The 21,249-nt window shown below is 61.5% G+C and carries 14 protein-coding genes and 2 pseudogenes; 11 read left to right on the forward strand and 5 right to left on the reverse strand.

The window, feature by feature from the left end:
• Window positions 1-20: 20 nt before the first annotated feature.
• On the reverse strand, window positions 21-446 hold the full coding sequence (locus tag R1A29_RS12725) for a YciI family protein (protein WP_438301727.1): 426 nt from the start codon (window positions 444-446) through the stop codon (window positions 21-23).
• 131 nt (window positions 447-577) lie between these two features.
• Between R1A29_RS12725 and R1A29_RS12730 the strand changes: the two genes are divergently transcribed.
• From R1A29_RS12730 to R1A29_RS12775, 10 genes and pseudogenes are all read left to right on the forward strand, one after another.
• Window positions 578-1,021: an SRPBCC family protein gene (locus tag R1A29_RS12730; RefSeq protein WP_438301728.1), complete on the forward strand. Its 444-nt coding sequence runs from the start codon at window positions 578-580 to the stop codon at window positions 1,019-1,021.
• A gap of 132 nt (window positions 1,022-1,153) precedes the next feature.
• Window positions 1,154-1,654 carry a thiol peroxidase gene (gene tpx / locus R1A29_RS12735; RefSeq protein ID WP_085731150.1) on the forward strand — a complete coding sequence of 167 codons (501 nt, stop codon included), beginning with the start codon at window positions 1,154-1,156 and terminating at the stop codon, window positions 1,652-1,654.
• Between the two features lie 175 nt (window positions 1,655-1,829).
• Window positions 1,830-3,137: an MdtA/MuxA family multidrug efflux RND transporter periplasmic adaptor subunit gene (locus tag R1A29_RS12740; RefSeq protein WP_438301729.1), complete on the forward strand. Its 1,308-nt coding sequence runs from the start codon at window positions 1,830-1,832 to the stop codon at window positions 3,135-3,137.
• Entirely contained in the window at window positions 3,134-6,238 is a 3,105-nt protein-coding gene (locus R1A29_RS12745) for an MdtB/MuxB family multidrug efflux RND transporter permease subunit (RefSeq protein WP_438301730.1), read from the forward strand. Before R1A29_RS12740 ends, R1A29_RS12745 begins: the two co-directional genes overlap by 4 nt.
• Window positions 6,235-9,342 carry an efflux RND transporter permease subunit gene (locus R1A29_RS12750; protein ID WP_438301731.1) on the forward strand — a complete coding sequence of 1,036 codons (3,108 nt, stop codon included), beginning with the start codon at window positions 6,235-6,237 and terminating at the stop codon, window positions 9,340-9,342. Before R1A29_RS12745 ends, R1A29_RS12750 begins: the two co-directional genes overlap by 4 nt.
• Window positions 9,339-10,808 carry an efflux transporter outer membrane subunit gene (locus tag R1A29_RS12755; protein ID WP_085708227.1) on the forward strand — a complete coding sequence of 490 codons (1,470 nt, stop codon included), beginning with the start codon at window positions 9,339-9,341 and terminating at the stop codon, window positions 10,806-10,808. The genes R1A29_RS12750 and R1A29_RS12755 overlap by 4 nt, the downstream gene beginning before the upstream one ends.
• A gap of 205 nt (window positions 10,809-11,013) precedes the next feature.
• Window positions 11,014-13,095, forward strand: a complete 2,082-nt coding sequence (locus tag R1A29_RS12760; RefSeq protein WP_438301732.1) for a putative bifunctional diguanylate cyclase/phosphodiesterase — start codon at window positions 11,014-11,016, stop codon at window positions 13,093-13,095.
• A gap of 83 nt (window positions 13,096-13,178) precedes the next feature.
• Window positions 13,179-13,924: pseudogene (locus R1A29_RS12765) on the forward strand (SDR family oxidoreductase).
• Window positions 13,925-14,123: 199 nt separating this feature from the next.
• Window positions 14,124-14,336: pseudogene (locus tag R1A29_RS12770) on the forward strand (hypothetical protein); the annotation flags it as partial.
• The gene (locus R1A29_RS12775) at window positions 14,324-14,884 is read left to right on the forward strand and encodes a Kelch repeat-containing protein (protein ID WP_438301733.1); all 561 of its coding nucleotides are present in this window, start codon (window positions 14,324-14,326) and stop codon (window positions 14,882-14,884) included. The pseudogene R1A29_RS12770 and the gene R1A29_RS12775, both read left to right, overlap by 13 nt.
• Before the next feature lie 340 nt (window positions 14,885-15,224).
• On the opposite strand, the gene mapR is transcribed toward R1A29_RS12775, so the two are convergent.
• The 4 genes from mapR to R1A29_RS12795 all read right to left on the reverse strand — a co-directional run bounded on the left by mapR (window position 15,225) and on the right by R1A29_RS12795 (window position 19,023).
• Window positions 15,225-16,634 carry a GntR family transcriptional regulator MpaR gene (gene mapR / locus R1A29_RS12780; protein WP_085708224.1) on the reverse strand — a complete coding sequence of 470 codons (1,410 nt, stop codon included), beginning with the start codon at window positions 16,632-16,634 and terminating at the stop codon, window positions 15,225-15,227.
• A 281-nt stretch (window positions 16,635-16,915) separates the two neighbouring features.
• Window positions 16,916-18,346: a cytochrome c oxidase accessory protein CcoG gene (ccoG, locus tag R1A29_RS12785; RefSeq protein WP_085708223.1), complete on the reverse strand. Its 1,431-nt coding sequence runs from the start codon at window positions 18,344-18,346 to the stop codon at window positions 16,916-16,918.
• 195 nt (window positions 18,347-18,541) lie between these two features.
• A complete protein-coding gene (locus R1A29_RS12790; protein WP_119426223.1) occupies window positions 18,542-18,775 on the reverse strand; it encodes a DUF3203 family protein in 234 nt (77 codons plus the stop codon).
• Window positions 18,776-18,864: 89 nt separating this feature from the next.
• Complete coding sequence (locus R1A29_RS12795) at window positions 18,865-19,023, reverse strand: hypothetical protein (RefSeq protein WP_167443771.1); 159 nt, start codon at window positions 19,021-19,023, stop codon at window positions 18,865-18,867.
• Window positions 19,024-19,241: 218 nt separating this feature from the next.
• Between R1A29_RS12795 and R1A29_RS12800 the strand changes: the two genes are divergently transcribed.
• On the forward strand, window positions 19,242-21,239 hold the full coding sequence (locus R1A29_RS12800; RefSeq protein ID WP_438301734.1) for an alpha-1,4-glucan--maltose-1-phosphate maltosyltransferase: 1,998 nt from the start codon (window positions 19,242-19,244) through the stop codon (window positions 21,237-21,239).
• Window positions 21,240-21,249 lie beyond the last annotated feature (10 nt).

Here is a 21,249-nt window from a genome sequence, read left to right on the forward strand (position 1 = left end):
GGTTTGCGAGAACAGGGCTGTCAGTGCTTTTTCGCCTGTTCGCGAATCCGTTCTTCCTGCTCGCGCAGTTCCGGGGTGAACTCGGCACCAAAGTCTTCCGGGCAGAATATCTGGCGAATCTCGATCTCGGCCTCGGTGCCCGGCATGGGATTAGGGCAACGTTTGACCCACTCGATGGCTTCGTCCTTCGATTTCACGTCCCAGATCCAGTAACCGGCGATCAACTCCTTGGTTTCGGCGAACGGGCCGTCGATCACGCTGCGTTTTTCGCCGCTGAAACGTACCCGGGCACCCTTGCTGCTCGGGTGCAGGCCATCGGCGGACACCAGGATGCCGGCCTTGGACAGTTCTTCGTTGTAGTTGCCCATGTCGGTCAGCAACTGTTCGCTGGGCATCACGCCGGCTTCGGAATCCTGGCTGGCTTTGACAATGATCATGAAGCGCATGGTGTTTCTCCGTGAGAAATGGGGGATTCACTGCTTTGTCGAACGGCCAGGGCTTGAATCGACAGCTCGTTAAAGAAAAGATGCAGAACCGCGTTTTAACAAGCATCGCCTTCATACGGAATGTGTCCGCCATGCCCACCCTGGAACTCACCACGCTGATCCCTGATCGCACCCCGAAAGAAGTGCTCGATTTCTGTCTGGAGGGCGTCAATTTCCCGAAGATCTTCCCCGAACGCGTGACGCCGCTGGGAGATATCGACCTGAACAACCTGCGCATCGAGGAGGGCCGGCAATTTCGTTTCCGGCACTGGATGTTCAACCTGATTCCGTCGAACTGGACGGTGACGATCCGCGAAGTCGGCGACACGCATTTTGTCGATGAAATGCTCAAGGGGCCTTTGCGTGCCTTTCGTCATGAACATCGGGTGGCAGCGGGCGAGGGCGGTACGCTGTACACCGACCGCGTGACGTATTCGGCGATTGGCGGGGCGTTCAGCGAAGGACTGCTGGTGAAAGGTTACATGCGCCGCATCTTCGAGGCCCGGCATCGCAACATGCTGCAATTGCTCGGTTAGCGCTCAAGGTTGTATCCAATCTTTAGCGATGGCACATGACAATTTCAGTTCAGGCATAGGTCGTCGGACAATTTCGTGGTTAACTTCCGCCTCTTGCATGCTTTCCCAACAACGTTAAGAAGGACTCCGTTCATGGCTCAAGTCACTCTCAAAGGCAACCCGGTTCAAGTCAATGGCCAACTGCCACAAGCCGGTTCCAAGGCGCCAGCCTTTTCCCTGGTAGCCGGCAATCTGTCCGACGTCACCCTGAAAGACTTCGCCGGCAAGCGCAAAGTGCTGAACATCTTCCCAAGCGTCGACACCCCGACCTGCGCCACTTCCGTGCGCAAGTTCAATGCTCAGGCCAACGAACTGGCCAACACCGTGGTGCTATGCATCTCGGCTGACCTGCCATTCGCCCAGGCTCGCTTCTGCGGCGCCGAAGGCCTGGAAAACGTACAGAACCTGTCGACCCTGCGTGGCGCCGAATTCATTCAGAACTACGGCGTGGCCATCGCTGACGGCCCGCTGAAAGGCCTGACTGCCCGTGCGGTGGTTGTTCTGGACGAAAACGACAACGTCCTGCACAGCGAACTGGTCAAGGAAATCGCTGAAGAGCCGAACTACGATGCAGCGCTCGCAGTACTGAAATAAGCGCTTTTACAATTGTTAACGGCCTGGCCCTGTCCAGGCCGTTTTCATTTGTGTATCAGTGTTTTGGCTCACACCTTGAAACGTAAGTTGAAGGTAAATTGCCGGTAAAGCTGCTTTGCTTTACCCCCACCAGTGCTTATCGTTCAGCCTCCCGTAAAAGAAGCCCACGCGCCCAATGGTTAATCACTCCATGCAATCGTCTTCCCGAAACTCCCGTCGCTGGCTGCTGAGCCTGCTTGTCCTGCTGGTCATCGCCGGCCTGTGCTGGAAATTCTGGCCTGCCGGATCGACCCACAAGGAGGGCGGCGAGAAAGCCGCGGCCGGTCATGCCGGTCGTTCGGGGATGATGCGTCCGGGCTTCGGCGGGGCGGCAGGTCCGATCCCGGTGCGCGTGGCGCCGGCGGTGACCGGTGACTTCCCGCTGTACTACAAGGCCTTGGGCACGGTGACGGCGCTCAACACCATCAACGTACGCAGCCGGGTCGGCGGCGAGCTGGTGAAGATCTATTTCGAAGAAGGGCAGATGGTCAAGGCCGGCGACCTGCTGGCGGAGATCGACCCGCGCCCGTACCAGAACGCCTTGCTTCAGGCCGAAGGCACCTTGCTGCAGAACCAGGCACAGCTGAAAAACGCCCAGGTCGATGTCGAGCGCTATCGCGGTCTGTATAAAGAGGACAGCATCGCCAAGCAGACCCTGGACACTGCCGAAGCACAGGTCGGCCAGTTCCTCGGCACTGTGAAGACCAACCAGGCGGCGGTCAACGACGCCAAGCTCAATCTCGAATTCACCAAGATCCGCGCACCGATTGCCGGTCGAGTCGGTCTGCGTCAGCTCGACGTCGGCAACCTTGTAGCCGCGAACGACACCACGTTCCTCGCCGTCATCACCCAGACCCAGCCGATCAGCGTGGTCTTCACGCTGCCGGAAAACACCCTGGAAACCGTACTGGCCCGCTACCACAGCGGCGCCAAACTGCCCGCCGAAGCCTGGGACCGTGGCGACACGAAAATTCAGGCCACGGGCGTACTGCAAAGCCTCGACAACCAGATCGACGTGACCACCGGCACCCTGAAGTTCAAGGCGCGCTACGAAAACCGCGATCAGTCGCTGTTCCCCAACCAGTTCGTCAACGTCCACTTGCTGGCCGACACCCTCAAGGGCGTGGTGCTGGCGCCGTCGGCCGCGATCCAGTTCGGCACCAACGGTACCTTCGTCTACGCGCTGGACGGCGACAAGAAAGTCACCATCCGCCAGTTGAAGATCGGCGCCAGCGACGGGCAGAACACCGTGATCACCGAAGGCCTGGCCGCCGGCGATCGCGTGGTGCTGGAAGGCACCGACCGCTTGAAGGAAGGCAGTGAAGTGGAAGTGGTCAACGACAGTCAGGATGTACCGACCACCCCGACCGGACACCTGCAAGGCAAGTCCGCCGCCAGCGCACCTGATGCTGCCGTCACCGACAAGGCCAAGAAGGGCGCATGAACATTTCGCGTCTGTTCATCCTCCGCCCGGTCGCCACCACGCTGAGCATGCTGGCCATCGTGCTGGCCGGCCTGATCGCCTATCGCCTGCTGCCGGTTTCGGCCTTGCCGCAGGTGGATTACCCGACCATCCGCGTCATGACCTTGTACCCGGGCGCCAGTCCGGACGTGATGACCAGTGCCGTCACCGCACCGCTGGAACGCCAGTTCGGGCAGATGCCGGGCCTGACGCAAATGGCCTCGACCAGTTCTGGCGGTGCGTCGGTGCTGACCCTGCGTTTCAGCCTCGACATCAACATGGATGTCGCCGAGCAGCAGGTGCAGGCCGCGATCAACGCCGCGACCAACCTGCTGCCGACCGACTTGCCGGCGCCGCCGGTGTACAACAAGGTCAACCCGGCGGACACCCCGGTGCTGACCCTGGCCATCACCTCCAAAACCATGCTGCTGCCAAAACTCAATGATCTGGTCGATACGCGCATGGCGCAGAAGATCGCCCAGATCAGCGGGGTCGGCATGGTCAGCATTGCCGGCGGCCAGCGTCAGGCGGTGCGGATCAAGGTCAACCCGGAGGCACTGGCGGCCAACGGCCTGAACCTGTCGGACGTGCGCACGCTGATCGGCGCCTCCAACGTCAACCAGCCCAAGGGTAACTTCGACGGCCCGACCCGGGTGTCGATGCTCGACGCCAACGACCAGCTGACTTCACCCAAGGACTACGCCAACCTCATCCTCGCCTACAAGAACGGTGCGCCGCTGCGGCTCAAGGATGTCGCGCAGATCGTCGATGGCGCAGAAAACGAGCGTCTGGCGGCGTGGGCCAACCAAAATCAGGCGGTGTTGCTGAACATCCAGCGTCAGCCGGGCGCCAACGTGATCGAGGTGGTCGACCGGATCAAGGCGCTGTTGCCGAGCATCACCGACAACCTGCCGGCCGGCCTTGAAGTGACCGTGCTGACCGACCGCACCCAGACCATCCGCGCCTCGGTCACCGACGTGCAGCACGAACTGCTGATCGCCATCGCGCTGGTGGTGATGGTGACGTTTCTGTTCCTGCGTCGGGCCAGTGCCACCATCATTCCGTCCGTAGCGGTGCCGCTGTCGCTGATCGGTACGTTCGGCGTGATGTACCTGGCCGGGTTCTCGGTCAATAACCTGACCTTGATGGCACTGACCATCGCTACCGGTTTTGTGGTCGACGATGCGATCGTGATGCTGGAGAACATCGCCCGCTTCATCGAAGAGGGCGACAACCCGATGCAGGCCGCGCTCAAGGGCGCGAAGCAGATCGGCTTCACCCTGATTTCCCTGACCCTTTCGCTGATTGCGGTACTGATTCCGCTGCTGTTCATGGCTGATGTGGTAGGGCGGCTGTTCCGCGAATTCGCCATCACCCTGGCAGTGGCGATCCTGATTTCCCTGGTGGTCTCGCTGACCCTGACGCCGATGATGTGCGCGCGCCTGCTCAAGCGTGAGCCTGAGGAACATGAACAGGGCCGTTTCTACCGTGCCAGCGGCGCATTCATCGACTGGATGATCGCTGCCTACGGGCGCAAGTTGCAGTGGGTGCTCAAGCACCAGCCGCTGACCCTGCTGGTGGCCATCGGCACCCTGGCGCTGACCGTGTTCCTTTATATGGTGGTGCCCAAGGGCTTCTTCCCTGTGCAGGACACCGGGGTGATCCAGGGGATTTCCGAAGCGCCGCAGTCGATTTCCTTTGCCGCCATGGGCGAACGTCAACAGGCGTTGGCCAAGGTGATTCTCGAAGACCCGGCGGTGGAAAGCCTGTCGTCCTATATCGGCGTCGACGGCGACAACGCCACGCTCAACAGCGGTCGCCTGCTGATCAACCTCAAGCCCCACGGTCAGCGTGATCTGACGGCTGCCGAGGTGATCACCCGCCTGCAACCGCAACTGGACAAACTGGTGGGCATCCGCCTGTTCATGCAGCCGGTGCAGGACCTGACCATCGAAGACCGTGTCAGCCGCACCCAGTACCAGTTCAGCATGTCGTCGCCGGACGCCGAACTGCTCAGCCTGTGGAGCGGACGTCTGGTCGAGGCATTGGCCCAGCGCCCCGAGCTGACCGACGTTGCCAGTGATTTGCAGGACAAGGGTTTGCAGGTGTTCCTGGTGATCGATCGTGACGCGGCTTCACGCCTCGGCGTGTCGGTGGCGAACATCACCGACGCACTGTATGACGCCTTCGGCCAGCGGCAGATCTCGACCATCTACACCCAGGCCAGCCAGTACCGCGTGGTGCTGCAGGCCCAGGCAGGGGAGAAGATTGGCCCACAGGCGCTGGATCAGATTCACGTCAAAACCACCGATGGCGGTCAGGTGCGGTTGTCGAGCCTGGCCCATGTCGAGGAGCGTCAGGCGCAACTGGCGATCACTCACATCGGCCAGTTCCCGGCGGTGATGATGTCCTTCAACCTGGCCCACGGCGTGGCGCTGGGGCATGCGGTGGACATCATCGAGCAGGTGCAGAAGGACATCGGCATGCCGATCGGCGTGCAGACCCAGTTCCAGGGCGCGGCCGAAGCGTTCCAGGCGTCGCTGTCGAGCACCTTGCTGCTGATCCTGGCGGCGGTGGTTACCATGTACATCGTGCTGGGCGTGCTTTACGAGAGCTACATCCATCCGATCACCATTCTTTCGACCCTGCCGTCGGCGGCGGTCGGCGCCTTGCTGGCGCTGCTGCTCAGCGGTAATGACCTGGGCATGATCGCGATCATCGGCATCATCCTGCTGATCGGTATCGTCAAGAAGAACGCGATCATGATGATCGACTTCGCCCTAGACGCCGAGCGCAACCAGGGCATGGCGCCGGAACAGGCAATCTATCAGGCGGCGCTGCTGCGCTTCCGCCCGATCCTGATGACCACGCTGGCCGCGCTGTTCGGCGCGGTGCCGCTGATGCTGGCCACCGGTTCCGGTGCTGAATTGCGTCAGCCGCTGGGTCTGGTGATGGTCGGCGGATTGCTGCTGAGCCAGATCCTGACGTTGTTCACCACGCCGGTGATCTACCTGTACTTCGACCGCCTCGGTCGGCGCTGGGGCCGTGCGCCTTCGGCCGTGGAGCCGGTAGAACAGCCATGAACCTGTCCGGTCCTTTCATCAAGCGCCCGGTGGCGACCATGCTCCTGAGCCTGGCGATCATGCTGCTGGGCGGCGTGAGCTTCGGCCTGCTGCCGGTGTCGCCACTGCCACAAATGGACTTCCCGGTGATCGTGGTCCAGGCGAGCCTGCCCGGCGCTAGCCCTGAGGTCATGGCGTCCACCGTGGCCACGCCGCTGGAACGCTCGTTCGGCGCCATCGCGGGCGTCAACACCATGAGCAGCCGCTCCAGCCAGGGCTCGACCCGGGTCATTCTGCAATTCGACCTCGACCGCGACATCAACGGCGCGGCGCGGGAAGTGCAGGCAGCGATCAACGCTTCGCGCAACCTGTTGCCGAGCGGAATGCGCAGCATGCCGACCTACAAGAAGGTCAACCCGTCGCAGGCGCCGATCATGGTGCTTTCGCTGACCTCGGATGTGCTGGAAAAAGGTCAGCTCTACGACCTGGCCTCGACCATCCTGTCCCAGAGCCTGTCCCAGGTGCAGGGCGTCGGCGAAGTGCAGATCGGCGGCAGCTCGCTGCCGGCAGTGCGCATCGAACTCGAACCCCAGGCGCTGAACCAGTACGGCGTGGCGCTGGACGATGTGCGCAAGACCATCGCCGGCGCCAACGTGCGCCGGCCGAAAGGCTCGGTCGAGGACGACCAGCGCCTGTGGCAGATCCAGGCCAACGACCAGCTGGAGAAAGCCAAGGACTACGAATCGCTGATCATCCACTACAACGGTGGTGCCGCCCTGCGTCTGAAGGACGTGGCCAAGGTCACCGACGGCGTGGAGGACCGCTACAACAGTGGTTTCTTCAATGACGACGCGGCGGTGCTGCTGGTGATCAACCGTCAGGCCGGCGCCAACATCATCGAGACGGTCAACGAGATCAAGGCGCAGTTGCCGGCGTTGCAGGCTGTGCTGCCGGCCAGTGTGAAGCTGAATCTGGCGATGGACCGCTCGCCGGTGATCAAGGCCACGCTGCACGAAGCAGAGATGACCCTGCTGATCGCCGTGGCGTTGGTGATCCTGGTGGTGTTCCTGTTTCTCGGTAACTTCCGCGCTTCGCTGATCCCGACCCTGGCGGTGCCGGTGTCACTGGTCGGCACCTTTGCGGTGATGTACCTCTACGGCTTCTCGCTGAACAACCTGTCGCTGATGGCGCTGATTCTCGCCACCGGGCTGGTGGTGGACGACGCCATCGTGGTGCTGGAGAACATTTCCCGGCACATCGACGAAGGCGTCAAACCGATGAAGGCCGCGTACCTCGGGGCCAAGGAAGTCGGGTTCACCTTGCTGTCGATGAACGTGTCGCTGGTGGCGGTGTTCCTGTCGATCCTGTTCATGGGCGGGATTATCGAAAGCCTGTTCCGCGAATTCTCCATCACCCTGGCCGCTGCCATCGTGGTATCGCTGGTGGTTTCCCTGACCCTGACGCCGATGCTCTGCGCCCGTTGGCTCAAGCCCCACACGCCGGGCCAGGAAAACCGCCTGCAACGTTGGAGCCGTCGTACCAACGACTGGATGGTCGGCAAGTACGCCACCAGTCTCGACTGGGTGTTGCGTCATCGGCGCCTGACGCTGTTGAGCCTGATCATCACGGTCGGCGTGAACGTCGCGCTGTACGTGGTGGTGCCGAAGACGTTCCTGCCGCAACAGGACACTGGCCAGTTGATCGGTTTTGTGCGCGGTGACGACGGTCTGTCGTTCAGCGTGATGCAGCCGAAAATGGAGACCTTCCGCCGCGCCGTGCTCAAGGACGACGCGGTCGAGAGCGTCGCCGGATTCATCGGTGGCAACAACGGCACCAACAACGCCTTCATGCTGGTGCGCCTCAAACCGATCAAGGATCGCAACATCTCGGCGCAGAAAGTCATCGAGCGCCTGCGCAAGGAAATGCCCAAGGTGCCCGGCGCGCAATTGATGCTGATGGCCGACCAGGACCTGCAATTCGGCGGCGGTCGCGAGCAGACCACTTCGCAGTACAGCTACATTCTGCAGAGCGGTGATCTGGGCGCCTTGCGGGAGTGGTACCCGAAAGTGGTCACCGCGCTACGGGCTTTGCCGGAACTGACGGCCATCGACGCCCGTGAAGGGCGGGGTGCGCAGCAAGTGACGCTGATCGTCGATCGCGATCAGGCCAAGCGCCTGGGCGTGGACATGAACATGGTCACCGCCGTGCTCAACAACGCCTACAGCCAGCGGCAGATTTCGACGATCTACGACAGCCTCAACCAGTATCAGGTGGTGATGGAGGTCAACCCGAAATACGCCCAGGACCCGGTCACCCTGAATCAGGTGCAGGTGATCACGGCTGATGGTGCGCGGATTCCGCTGTCGACCATTGCTCACTATGAAAGCAGCCTGGAAGACGACCGGGTCAGCCACGAAGGTCAGTTCGCCTCCGAAAGCATTTCCTTTGACATGGCCGAAGGCGTGACGGTAGAGAAGGGCAGCGCGGCCATCGAGCGGGCGATTGCCAAGGTCGGTTTGCCGGAAGACGTGATCGCGAAAATGGCCGGCACCGCCGACGCCTTCGCGGCCACCCAGAAGAGCCAGCCGTTCATGATCCTCGGCGCGCTGCTGGCGGTGTATCTGGTGCTGGGCGTGCTGTATGAAAGCTACATTCATCCGCTGACGATTCTGTCGACACTGCCGTCGGCCGGGGTCGGCGCGCTGCTGTCGATCTATGTGCTGGGCGGCGAGTTCAGCCTGATCTCGCTGCTCGGGCTGTTCCTGCTGATCGGTGTGGTGAAGAAGAACGCGATCCTGATGATCGACCTGGCGCTGCAACTGGAACGTCATCAGGGCATGGCGCCGCTGGAGTCGATTCGCAGTGCCTGCCTGCAGCGTCTGCGGCCGATCCTGATGACCACGCTGGCAGCGATCCTCGGCGCCTTGCCGTTGCTGCTGAGTCGGGCCGAAGGCGCGGAAATGCGTCAGCCGCTGGGCCTGACCATCATCGGCGGGCTGATCTTCAGCCAGATCCTGACCCTTTACACCACACCTGTGGTTTACCTCTATCTCGACAAGGCCCGCCATCGCTTCAACAAATGGCGTGGCGTACGTACCGATGCCGCACTGGAAACTCCGCTATGAATGACCGTTCGCTTATCCAACTGGCCAGTGTTCGCGGCTCGCGTCTGCTGAGCCTGTCGCTGTGTGTGGCGATGCTCAGTGCGTGCGCCGTCGGCCCGGACTACCAGCGCCCGCAGACCGCCGAAGTCGCCCAATACAAAGAGGCCGAGGGCTGGCGTCAGGCCAGTCCGGCCGACTCCCTGGCCCGTGGCGCCTGGTGGGAGCTGTATGGCGACCGTCAGCTCAACGAGTTGATCGAGAAACTCAACAGCTCCAACCAAACCGTCGCCCAGTCCGAAGCGCAGTACCGCCAGGCTCAGGCCCTGGTGCGCGATGCCCGTGGAGCGTTTTACCCGACGCTCGACCTGAGCCTGGGCAAAACCCGCTCCAGCCAAGGCACCGGCAGCAGCAGTTCGAGCCTGAGCAGTTCTTCCAGCGGCATTCGTGACACCTACAACGCCCAGTTGGGCGTGAGCTGGGAAGCCGATGTCTGGGGCAAGTTGCGTCGTGGTCTGGAAGCCAATGAAGCCAGTGCTCAGGCCAGCTTCGCCGATCTGGCGGCGATGCGCCTGAGCCAGCAATCGGAACTGGTGCAGAACTACCTGCAGTTGCGCGTGATCGATCAGCAGAAGCGTTTGCTCGAGTCGACGGTGGAGGCCTACGAGCGTTCGCTGAAAATGACCCAGAACCAGTACAACGCCGGGATTTCCGGGCGTGATGCGGTGGCGCAGGCACAGACACAGCTCAAATCCACCCAGGGCGATCTGGTGGACCTCATCTGGCAGCGAGCACAGTTCGAAAACGCCATCGCGGTGCTCACCGGCCAGCCACCGGCGCAGTTCAAGATTGCTGAAACCCAGGACATCCCGAAGCTGCCGCAGATTCCGTTGAGCCTGCCGTCGCAATTGCTGGAACGTCGCCCGGACATCGCCTCGGCGGAACGCTCGGTCATCGCAGCGAACGCCAATATCGGTGTAGCGAAAGCGGCGTATTACCCGGATTTCAGCCTGAGCATGAGCGGCGGCTACAGCAGCAGTACTTCGCGGGATCTGATCAGCCTGCCGAACCGTTTCTGGTCGGTCGGGCCGAAAATGAGCCTGCCGCTGTTCGATGGCGGCCGTCGCTCGGCGGAAGTCGATCGCACCGAAGCCAAATACGACGAAACCGTGGCCAAATACCGGCAGACCGTGCTCGACGGCTTCCGTGAAGTTGAAAACTATCTGGTGCAGTTGAAGGTGTACGAGGACGAGGCGGCGGTACGCCAGGAAGCGCTGGATGCGGCGCGCGACTCCCTGCGTCTGACTCAGAACCAGTACAAGGCCGGGCTGATTGCCTACATCGACGTAGTGGTGGTGCAGGCGACAGCGCTGAGCAACGAGCGCACAGTGCTCAACATCCTGCAAAGTCGATTGATCGCCAGCGTGCAGTTGATCGCGGCGCTGGGCGGTGGCTGGGACGGGCAACTGGAAACCAGCCAGAATCCCTGACGCTGAATTCCCACGCAAAGCGTGGGAATGATCAGTGTCGTGACTGCCGGTCTAGAGCCTTGTCGTACGATCAAACAAGCGTTTCATCGGCTTGATGGCCATTTGATTACTTTGTCAGTGCGTTCTTCCGTGCAATCAGTACAATCGGCGCATTTGGCCCCGCCGAGAACGGAAGCAGTACGGCGGGGTGGTCACGAGAATTCCCATGCTCATCGGTAGTTATTCCTTCACGCTGGTTTTCATTTCGCTGTGTGTGGCGATCCTCGCGTCTTACACCGCGCTCGACCTCACCGGGCGCATCGCCACCGCCAAAGGGCGCGCCGTGCATTTATGGACGGCCGGCGGCGCCTTTGCCATGGGGGTTGGCGTCTGGTCGATGCACTTCATCGGCATGCTGGCCTTCAAACTGCCGATCAGCCTGGGCTATGACATTCCGATCACCGCGCTTTCACTGTTGATCGCGGTGCTGTCCTGCGGCTTTGCCTTGTGGCTGGTCAGCCAGCCGAAACTGCCGGCCTGGCAACTGGCCTTCGGTGCCTTGATCATGGGCGCCGGCATCAGCGCCATGCATTACACCGGCATGGCCGCGATGCGCATGCAGCCGGGCATCGTTTACGACCCGACCCTGTTTGGCGCTTCGCTGTTGATCGCGGTCGGCGCTTCGGCGGCGGCATTGTGGATTGCCTTCCGCCTGCGGCAGCAATCGCCTTACGTGCGCCTGTTCCGTGCCGGCGCAGCGATTGTCATGGGCATCGCGATTGTCGGCATGCACTACACCGGCATGGCGGCGGCGCGTTTTCCCGATGGCAGTTTCTGCGGTGCGGCACTCAGCGGTCTGAACGGCAATGGCCTGGACAACCTGGTGCTGATCACCACGCTGGCGGTGCTGACCATTGCGCTGCTGACCTCGATTCTCGATGCCCGCCTCGAAGCGCGCACCGCCGATCTGGCCCATTCACTGACCGTGGCCAACCGCGAACTCACCCAACTGGCCCTGCACGACACGTTGACCGGCCTGCCGAACCGCATGTTGCTGGACGACCGGATCAATCAGGCGATGAAAAAGGTCAACGAGCAGGGTGGCTGTTTTGCGCTGATGTTCATCGATCTGGACGGTTTCAAACCGGTCAACGACGCGTTCGGTCACCACATGGGTGATCAGTTGCTGCGTGAAGTGGCGGTGCGTCTGCGCGAAGATCTGCGCAGCCTCGACACCCTGGCGCGGATCGGCGGTGATGAATTCGTGCTGCTGGTGCGTTTGAGCGAGCCCGACGATGCGCTGGGCCTGGCAGCACGTCAGGTCGGTTTGATCGCGCAGTCGTTTCGAGTCGCCGAGCATGATTTGCAGATTTCCGCCAGCGTCGGCATCGCGGTGTATCCGGGCAACGGCCAGAACGCCCAGGAACTGCTGATGAATGCCGACGCGGCGATGTACCACGCCAAGGGCGGCGGCAAGAACGGCTACAGCTTCTTCGACGCCTCGATGAACAGCAACGCCCGCAAGCAACTGCAACTGTTGCAGGACCTGCGCGCGGCGCTCGAACACAATCAGTTCAGCCTGCATTATCAGCCCAAGTTCCATGCCGCCGATGGTCACCCGGTCGGTGCCGAGGCACTGCTGCGCTGGGAACACCCGCTCCACGGCATGCTGATGCCGGACAAGTTCATCGACCTCGCCGAGAAAACCGGTCTGATCATTCCGATCGGCGAATGGGTGCTCAACGAAGCCTGCCGGCAGATGCGCGAATGGTACGTGCTGGGGTACACCGACTGGCGCATCGCGGTGAACCTCTCGGCCTTGCAGTTCTGTCACACCGGACTGGTGCGCAGCGTGGCCAAGGCCTTGGCCACACACCACTTGCCGGCCAACAGCCTGACCCTGGAAATCACCGAAACCACCGCCATGAGCGACGCCGACGCGAGCATGACAGTGCTGCAGGAACTGTCCGACATGGGCGTCGACCTGTCCATCGACGACTTCGGCACTGGTTATTCGAGCCTGATGTACCTCAAGCGTCTGCCGGCCAACGAGCTGAAGATCGATCGCGGTTTCGTCCGTGACCTGGAACACGACAGTGATGACGCGGCGATTGTCTCGGCGATTGTTGCGTTGGGTCAGGCACTGGGCCTGCGTATTGTCGCCGAAGGCGTGGAGACCGGCGTGCAGCAGGACTTCCTGACGCAACTGGGCTGTGATTCGCTGCAAGGTTATCTGCTGGGCCATCCGATGCCGGCGGATCGCTTCCTGCAGGATATCGAGCGCGGCAAACAATTGGCGGCAAGCTGAACGGCTGACGCAGGCCATGCAAAACCCCGCAATGACGGTTATTCTTGCCCCGACTGTTACGTGTGCATTGGGGGAAGGCCAGCATGGATAAAGTCATTGTGATCACCGGCGGCGGGCGCGGAATCGGGGCCGCCACGGCGCTGTTGGCTGCCGAGCAAGGCTATCGGATCTGCATCAATTACCAGTCGGACGAGCAGGCAGCCCACCACGTACTCGATCAGGTACGCGAGCGCGGCGCCACCGCCATTGCCGTTCGCGCCGACGTCAGCATCGAAGACGAAGTGATCGGCCTGTTTCATCGGGTCGACACCGAGCTGGGCCGGGTCACCGCACTGGTGAACAACGCCGGCACCGTCGGGCACAAATCGCGGGTCGACGAAATGTCCGAATTCCGCATCCTCAAAATCATGAAAACCAACGTCCTGGCGCCGATCCTCTGCGCCAAGCACGCGATCCTGCGCATGTCGCCCAAACACGGCGGGCAGGGCGGCAGCATCGTCAACGTCTCCTCGGTCGCCGCACGCCTGGGCTCGCCGAACGAGTACGTCGACTACGCCGCGTCAAAGGCGCCCTCGACACGTTCACCATCGGTCTGTCCAAGGAAGTGGCGGGCGAGGGGATTCGGGTCAACGCGGTGCGTCCGGGCTACATCTACACCGATTTTCACGCCCTGAGCGGTGATCCGGACCGGGTCAGCAAGCTGGAGTCGGCGATTCCGATGGCCCGGGGCGGGCGGCCGGATGAAGTGGCGGAGGCGATTGTCTGGTTGTTGTCGGACAAGGCTTCGTATGCCACCGGGACTTTTGTCGATCTTGGCGGCGGGCGTTAGACCAAATCAGGTGACCGTTACCTGTTTTTTATCGTTGTCAACTGTTGGTTCTGACAGTTTACGCCGCTTGCCGCTGCGCCTAGGTTAGGTGCAGCGGACTTAGGCGATTCAATTCCTGTATCGCGCTGTCCGTTTCTGGCGAAGCAGGGGTAGCGTGATGCAAATAATCAAAAGCGGGACTTTCAAACCGACATCACCCATGAGGGTGTCGCGTGCGTTGCATACGGCGACCTTGCTTGCGGGTGGCGATGTGTTGGTTGTCGGTGGCCTTAACGCTGCCGCGCCAACTGGAGCGTCCCCTCAGTCCGTTCGCTTTGAGGCGTTGCTCCCGGGCGGGACGCACCTTGATCAGCAAACATTCACATCAAGCGTTGAGCGCTATGATCCGAACCAGCAAAAATGGTCATTGGCCGCCCCCTTCGTGGCGCACGTTCGGGTCACACTGCGCTTCTTCTTCGTTCCGGTCTGGTCATGGTCACAGGTGGCAGCGATGGAACAACGCTGCGAAGCAGCGAGTTATATGACGCCCCGAGCAATCGATGGATCGCATCCGCTGACCTGAAGATTCCGCGCTTTGCTCACACCGCCACGTTATTGGCTTCCGGGGAAGTGTTGGTGGTGGGTGGAAACAATCTGCAGCCGAGTGGTGGCGATGTGCTTGACAGTGTCGAGAGGTTTGACCCGGCAACCGGTCAATGGACCGATATGCCCAGCCTGCCTGTCGCACGAATGAATCACACCGCTACATTGCTCGAGACGGGCCAGGTTCTGGTTGCTGGTGGCTACTCGGCAGCCGGCAACGCCGCATTGCGCAGCGCCTGTATTTTCGACCCCCAGCGGCTTATCTGGAGAGAAATCGAGCCAATGCCGACACTCCGAATGTTGCAAACAGCGACGCTGTTGGAGGATGGGCGTGTCCTGCTGGCCGGGGAGCTGACGAACCTTTCGGGCTACCGTTGAGCAGTGGCGTACTTTATTGTCCGAATGACGGTACCTGGCAGCCGACGAATGCGCTGACGGTTGCTCGCAGTGGGCATACGGCGACCAGGCTGAAGAGTGGGGTGCTTTTGACGGGGAGTACCGGGGTTATCGACATAAGAGATGCGTGGTCCGCCGAAATTTACAAACCTGCCTCCAATGAGTGGGCCCGAGTCGGTGACTTGAGCGACGGGCGCTATTCGCACAGCGCCACTCTGCTCGACTCAGGCTCGGTTCTGATTGCAGGAGGACAGATCCCGACACCCGACCCGGGATATACAAACAGTGTTGAACTGTTCAGCAACACGCCTTGAGTGGCTGTTCAGAACGACCGCACAATCCGCCCCAACGTCTCCATCGCCTTTTCCGAAGCCTCGGTCCACGGGCTGCCGTAGTTCAAACGGATGCAATTCCTGAAGCGCTGGGTCGGCGAGAAGATCGGCCCCGGCGCAATGCTGATCCCCTGCGCCAGCGCCATCTGAAACAACTTCAACGAATCCATCTGCGGTGGCAGTTCCAGCCACAGGAAATAGCCGCCCGCCGGTTGGCTCACGCGGGTTTGTGCCGGAAAGTAGCGGGCGATGGCCGCGAGCATCGCGCTTTGCTGTTCTTCGAGGGCGTAGCGCAGTTTGCGCAGGTGGCGGTCGTAGCCGCCGTGTTGCAGGTAGTCGGCAATGGCCGCCTGGGCCGGCATCGAGGCACACAGCGAGGTCATCAGCTTCAGGCGTTCGATCTTCTGCGCGTAGCGTCCGGCGGCGACCCAGCCGATGCGGTAGCCGGGGGCCAGGCTTTTGGCGAACGAGCCGCAATGCATCACCAGACCTTCGGTGTCGAAGGCCTTGGCCGGTTTCGGTGCCTGCTGACCGTAATAGAGTTCGGCATAGACATCGTCTTCGATCAGCGGCACCTGATGCCGTTTCAACAGTTCAACCAGTTCCTGTTTCTTGGTTTCGGGCATGGTCGCGCCCATCGGATTCTGGAAGCTGGTCATGCACCAGCAGGCCTTGATCGGGTGCCGTTCCAGGGTCTGGGCGAGCACGCCGAGGTCGATGCCGTCGCGCGGGTGCACGGGGATTTCCACGGCTTTTAGCTTCAGCCGCTCCAGCACTTGCAGGCTGGCGTAGAACGCCGGGGCCTCGATGGCCACCAGATCGCCGGGTTCGGTCACTGCTTGCAGGCACAGGTTCAGCGCTTCGAGGGCGCCGTTGGTGATCAGCAGTTCTTCCATCGGCAGCATCAGCCCGCCGACCATGTAGCGCAGGGCGATCTGCCTACGCAGTTGCGGGTTGCCCGGCGACATGTCGGTGACCACCATGCGCGGGTCCATTTCCCGGGCGGCACTGGCCAGCGAACGTGACAGGCGTTGCAGCGGGAACAGTTCCGGGCTCGGGAAGGCCGAGCCGAACGGCACGGTGCTCGGATCCTTGATCGATTCCAGTACCGAGAACACCAGTTCACTGACGTCGACCTTGGTGGATTCGTTGACCTGACTGCTGATCACCGGCTCCGAGAACGGGCTCGGGGCGTGGGTGTTGACGAAGTAACCGGAGCGCGGCCGGGCGCGGATCAGGCCGCGACGTTCCAGCAGGTAATAGGCCTGGAACACCGTGGACGGGCTGACGCCGTAGGTCTGGCTCGCGTAGCGCACCGACGGCACCCGCTGCCCGGGGCCGAGGACGCCGGAGCGGATCAGTTCAGCGATGTCGTCGGCGAATTTTTCGTAGCGTTTCATCGGGGGCCTTGGTGCGTGGTGTTGGGTGTTTTTGTGGTGGGTCAGGGACATCAGCCCTCACCCTAACCCTCTCCCGGAGGGAGAGGGGACTGATTGGGGAATGCTTCAGAGTTACGCCGACCTGAACGTTCTGCTGTGAATCCATAATCGACTGGGTTTTTCAGGTCGCTGATTATCGAAATACACTTCGGTCGGTCCCCTCTCCCTCCGGGAGAGGGCTAGGGTGAGGGTCAATCGCGCTGATACACCACAACCCTAGAAACCGCCGCCATCTTAAAGCCTCATCGATTCATCGGCGCAACAAACCGGCTTTTCGCCACGCTATAAACTTCTGGCTCGTCACTGTCGGCAATCTTGAAGCTCAAGGTCTGCGAGCTGCTGGCCGGGCGTTCTGTGGTCATGGCCACCGACACCGGCACATCGACGATCTCGCCCGGTGCCAGGCTCAGCTCGGTCTTGCCTTGCAGCTGGAAGCCGTCGCCGTCCACCAGGGTCAGGTTGTAGTCCTGGCGCTGCTGGGTCTTGTTGATGACCTTGAGGGTGTAGATGTTTTCGATCTGGCCCTGACCGTTCTCGCGGAACAGGCCACGGTCCTTGGTCACGTCCAGCGACACCATCGGCCGCTCGACCAGGGCCAGGGCGAGGGCGCCGATCATTACCACCAGCACCGCGACGTAGCCGATCAGTCGTGGTCGCAGCAGATGCGTCTTGCCACCCTGCAACTCACGCTCGGAGGTGTAGCGGATCAGGCCTCGCGCATAGTTCATCTTGTCCATGATCGAATCGCAGGCGTCGATGCACGCCGCGCAGCCGATGCATTCCATTTGCAGACCGTCGCGGATGTCGATGCCGGTCGGGCAGACCTGCACGCACAACTGGCAGTCGATGCAATCGCCGAGGCCGGCTTCGGCCGGTTTCACGTCGCGTTTGCGCGGACCACGGTTTTCGCCACGGGCTGCGTCGTAGGAAATCGCCAGGGTGTCCTTGTCGAACATCACGCTCTGGAACCGCGCATACGGACACATGTGCATGCACACCGCCTCGCGCAGCCAGCCGGCGTTGATGTAGGTGGCGGCGGTGAAGAACAGCACCCAGAACAGGCTGACACCGCCGATCTGCAAGGTCAGCAGTTCTTCGGCCAACGGGCGGATCGGGGTGAAGTAGCCGACGAAGGTCAGACCGGTCAGCACGCTGATCGCCAGCCACAGGGTGTGCTTGGCCGCACGCCGCGCCAGTTTGTTCAGGCTCCAGGGCGCCGCTTGCAGTTTGATGCGCTGGTTACGTTCACCTTCGGTGATCTTCTCGCACCACATGAAGATCCACGTCCACGAGCTCTGTGGACAGGTGTAGCCGCACCAGACGCGACCGGCGAACACGGTAATGGCGAACAGGCCGAACGCGGCGATGATCAGCAGCGCCGACAGCAAAATGAAATCCTGCGGCCAGAAGGTCGCGCCAAAGATGTGGAACTTGCTTTCGGAAAGATCCCACAGCACCGCCTGACGCCCGCCCCAGTTCAGCCACACGGTGCCGAAAAACAGCAGGAACAGAAATCCCGCGCCGCTCATGCGCAAGGTGCGGAACAGGCCGGTGAAGCTGCGGGTGAAAATCTGGTTGTCGCTGGTGGCGTGTTTCGCCTTCATTGGGCGCGCCGGTACTTTTTTTATCTGGGGAGATGCTTCTACGGTTCGGACGGGGATTCGTTCGCTCATGGTCGTTCGCTCATCAGCCTCCATCAGGCCAGTGAACTATGAGCGTCGATCTGTTTGCATAACAGACTCAGGTATTTCAATAAAAAGCGTATCAGATGGGTTTTGCGCCCGGCCCTGCGACAACTTGAAGCAGTTGGCGGAGCGGGGCGCAGACGCCTATCCCGGACGGCTGCGCGGGATATTGACCGGGGTCAGTCAAATCACCGAATCACTGTCGGTGGCTTTCAGGTGTTTGCGCCCGTCCTTGGCGCCTGCGACGGTCAGGGCATCGGCTTCGGCCTCGGTGATGTAAATGCGCCGGCCTTCGATTTCTACGGCGGACATCGATTTGTCGCTGTCGGTGATGACCGTCAGGTCGCCGCACAGGCGAATCTGTTCACCGTTTTCGGTGGCGAAAAAACAGGTCTGGTTTTCGATGCGCACGGTCATGGGGCTGTCCTTTTTTCAAGGGGTGTTGAAAGGTTAGGGCGCAGCCCCGGGGGATCGTTCTGCGCAACCGATTAATGGTCACCGGGCGATCAGACAATCACCGGCGGCATGGTCGACGGTGGCTCTTCCTTGGGCGGCGGCGTGGTGCCCGGTGGCTCCTGTTCCGGGATCGGCTGCGGCTCGGTTTCGGGCAGCACCGGTTTGTCGATGTTCGGATCGGGCGTTTCAGCGGGGATCGGAATCGTCATCAGATGAACCTCCGTGTGGCACATGGCGTGAGAAGTGCTTAAGTGGGTTGACCACTTCTGCGCGAAATCGATCCGATTTTGTGGCGGGGCAAATCCCTGTGAACTTTTGTCGCCGAGGTTCGCTCGGAACCTGAGAGCGTTCATGGTCGGGCACAGGTCCGGCCGTGAGTATCGAACAGGCAAACGAGCGTCCTTGGGGCGTTAAGGAGAGATGCTCAATGACTGCTGAAAAACCCTCCGAACAGAGCTACAACCCGCACATCCCGCTGTCGCAGGCGTTGCTGCTGCCGCGCATTGTCATTGAAAACACCCGGCCGACCCTCGATGGCGGGCAGTTTGCCGTCAAGGCTGTGGTCGGGCGCGAGATCGTGGTCACCAGCAAGATCTTCGCCGACGGTCACGACAAACTGGCGGTGCGCATCCGCTGGCGCGAGGAAGGCGAGGAAGTCTGGCAAAGCGAAGTCATGAGCGATCAGGGCAACAACGGCTGGGAAGGCCGGTTCCGGCCCCAGCGCATGGGCCGCTATCTGTACCTGATCGAAGCCTGGATCGACCAGTTCGCCAGTTTTCAGTACGAGCTGGAGAAGAAACACCTGGCCGCCGTCCCAGTCAGCCTTGAGCTGCAAGAAGGCCGCACGATGGTGCAACAAGCGGCCGAACGCAGTGAAGGCCCGCTCAGCGAACGGCTGGCGGCGCTGCACCACGAATTGTCCGGCCTGCTCGAAACCGAGCAGGTCGCGTTGTTTCTGCACTCGCAAAGTGCGCAATTGATGGCCGAGGCCGATCACCGCCCGTATCTGAGCATCAGCCCGGAATTTCCGCTGGACGTTGAACGTGAGCTGGCGGAGTTCGCCAGTTGGTATGAGCTATTTCCGCGCTCGATCACCGACGATCCCGCCCGTCACGGCACGTTCAACGATGTGCACTCGCGCCTGCCGATGATTCAGGACATGGGTTTCGACGTGTTGTATTTCACGCCGATTCACCCGATCGGCCGCAGTCATCGCAAGGGCCGCAACAATTCCCTGACTGCAGGGCCGGACGATCCTGGCAGTCCTTACGCGATTGGCAGCGAAGAGGGCGGCCACGAAGCGATTCATTCGCAGCTCGGCACCCGTGAGGATTTTCGTCGGCTGGTGGCGGCGGCCGCTGACCATGGTCTGGAGATCGCCCTCGATTTCGCCATCCAGTGTTCCCAGGATCACCCGTGGCTCAAACAGCATCCGGGCTGGTTCAACTGGCGGCCGGATGGCACGATCAAATACGCGGAAAACCCGCCGAAGAAATACCAGGACATCGTCAACGTCGACTTCTATGCGCCGGAAGCGATTCCGAGCCTGTGGGTCGAACTGCGGGACATCGTCGTCGGCTGGGTCGAGGAGGGCGTGAAGATCTTCCGCGTCGACAATCCGCACACCAAGCCGCTGCCGTTCTGGCAATGGCTGATTGCCGATGTGCGCACGCTGCACCCCGAAGTGATCTTCCTCGCCGAGGCGTTCACCACCCCGGCGATGATGGCGCGGCTGGGCAAGGTCGGTTACACCCAGAGCTACACCTATTTCACCTGGCGCAACACCAAGGCCGAACTGGCGAGCTATTTTAGCGAACTCAACGAATCGCCCTGGCGCGAGTGCTACCGGCCGAATTTCTTCGTCAACACGCCGGACATCAACCCGGCGTTCCTGCATCAATCGGGGCGCCCGGGATTTCTCATCCGTGCGGCGCTGGCGACCATGGGCTCGGGCCTGTGGGGCATGTATTCAGGGTTCGAACTGTGCGAATCGGCGCCGGTGCCGGGCAAGGAGGAATACCTCGATTCCGAGAAGTACGAAATCCGCGTCCGCGACTTCAACCAGCCCGGCAACATCATCGCCGAGATCGCCCAGCTCAATCGCATCCGCCGGCAGAACCCGGCGCTGCACAGTCATCTGGGCCTGAAGATCTACAACGCCTGGAACGACAACATTCTGTATTTCGGCAAGCGCAGCGCCGATGGCAGCAATTTCATTCTGGTGGCCGTCAGCCTTGATCCGCATCACCCGCAGGAGGCCAATTTCGAGTTGCCACTGTGGGAAATGGGCCTGCCGGACGACGCCACTACTCACGGCGAAGACCTGATGAACGGCCATCGCTGGGACTGGCACGGCAAGTACCAGTTCATGCGGATCGACCCGGCTTATCAGCCGTTCGGGATCTGGCGGATCACCGCTGCCTGATACGGGCCGA

Origin of the sequence: Pseudomonas sp. NMS19W (assembly GCF_051554255.1) — a bacterium.
Taxonomy (GTDB): Bacteria; Pseudomonadota; Gammaproteobacteria; order Pseudomonadales; family Pseudomonadaceae; genus Aquipseudomonas; species Aquipseudomonas kribbensis.

Coding starts and splice junctions, on each gene's coding strand:
- R1A29_RS12725 (WP_438301727.1), bottom strand. CDS start 446: ATGCGCTTCATGATCATTGTCAAAGCCAGCCAGGATTCCGAAGCCGGC.
- R1A29_RS12730 (WP_438301728.1), top strand. CDS start 578: ATGCCCACCCTGGAACTCACCACGCTGATCCCTGATCGCACCCCGAAA.
- tpx (WP_085731150.1), top strand. CDS start 1,154: ATGGCTCAAGTCACTCTCAAAGGCAACCCGGTTCAAGTCAATGGCCAA.
- R1A29_RS12740 (WP_438301729.1), top strand. CDS start 1,830: ATGGTTAATCACTCCATGCAATCGTCTTCCCGAAACTCCCGTCGCTGG.
- R1A29_RS12745 (WP_438301730.1), top strand. CDS start 3,134: ATGAACATTTCGCGTCTGTTCATCCTCCGCCCGGTCGCCACCACGCTG.
- R1A29_RS12750 (WP_438301731.1), top strand. CDS start 6,235: ATGAACCTGTCCGGTCCTTTCATCAAGCGCCCGGTGGCGACCATGCTC.
- R1A29_RS12755 (WP_085708227.1), top strand. CDS start 9,339: ATGAATGACCGTTCGCTTATCCAACTGGCCAGTGTTCGCGGCTCGCGT.
- R1A29_RS12760 (WP_438301732.1), top strand. CDS start 11,014: ATGCTCATCGGTAGTTATTCCTTCACGCTGGTTTTCATTTCGCTGTGT.
- R1A29_RS12775 (WP_438301733.1), top strand. CDS start 14,324: ATGGTCATTGGCCGCCCCCTTCGTGGCGCACGTTCGGGTCACACTGCG.
- mapR (WP_085708224.1), bottom strand. CDS start 16,634: ATGAAACGCTACGAAAAATTCGCCGACGACATCGCTGAACTGATCCGC.
- ccoG (WP_085708223.1), bottom strand. CDS start 18,346: ATGAGCGAACGAATCCCCGTCCGAACCGTAGAAGCATCTCCCCAGATA.
- R1A29_RS12790 (WP_119426223.1), bottom strand. CDS start 18,775: ATGACCGTGCGCATCGAAAACCAGACCTGTTTTTTCGCCACCGAAAAC.
- R1A29_RS12795 (WP_167443771.1), bottom strand. CDS start 19,023: ATGACGATTCCGATCCCCGCTGAAACGCCCGATCCGAACATCGACAAA.
- R1A29_RS12800 (WP_438301734.1), top strand. CDS start 19,242: ATGACTGCTGAAAAACCCTCCGAACAGAGCTACAACCCGCACATCCCG.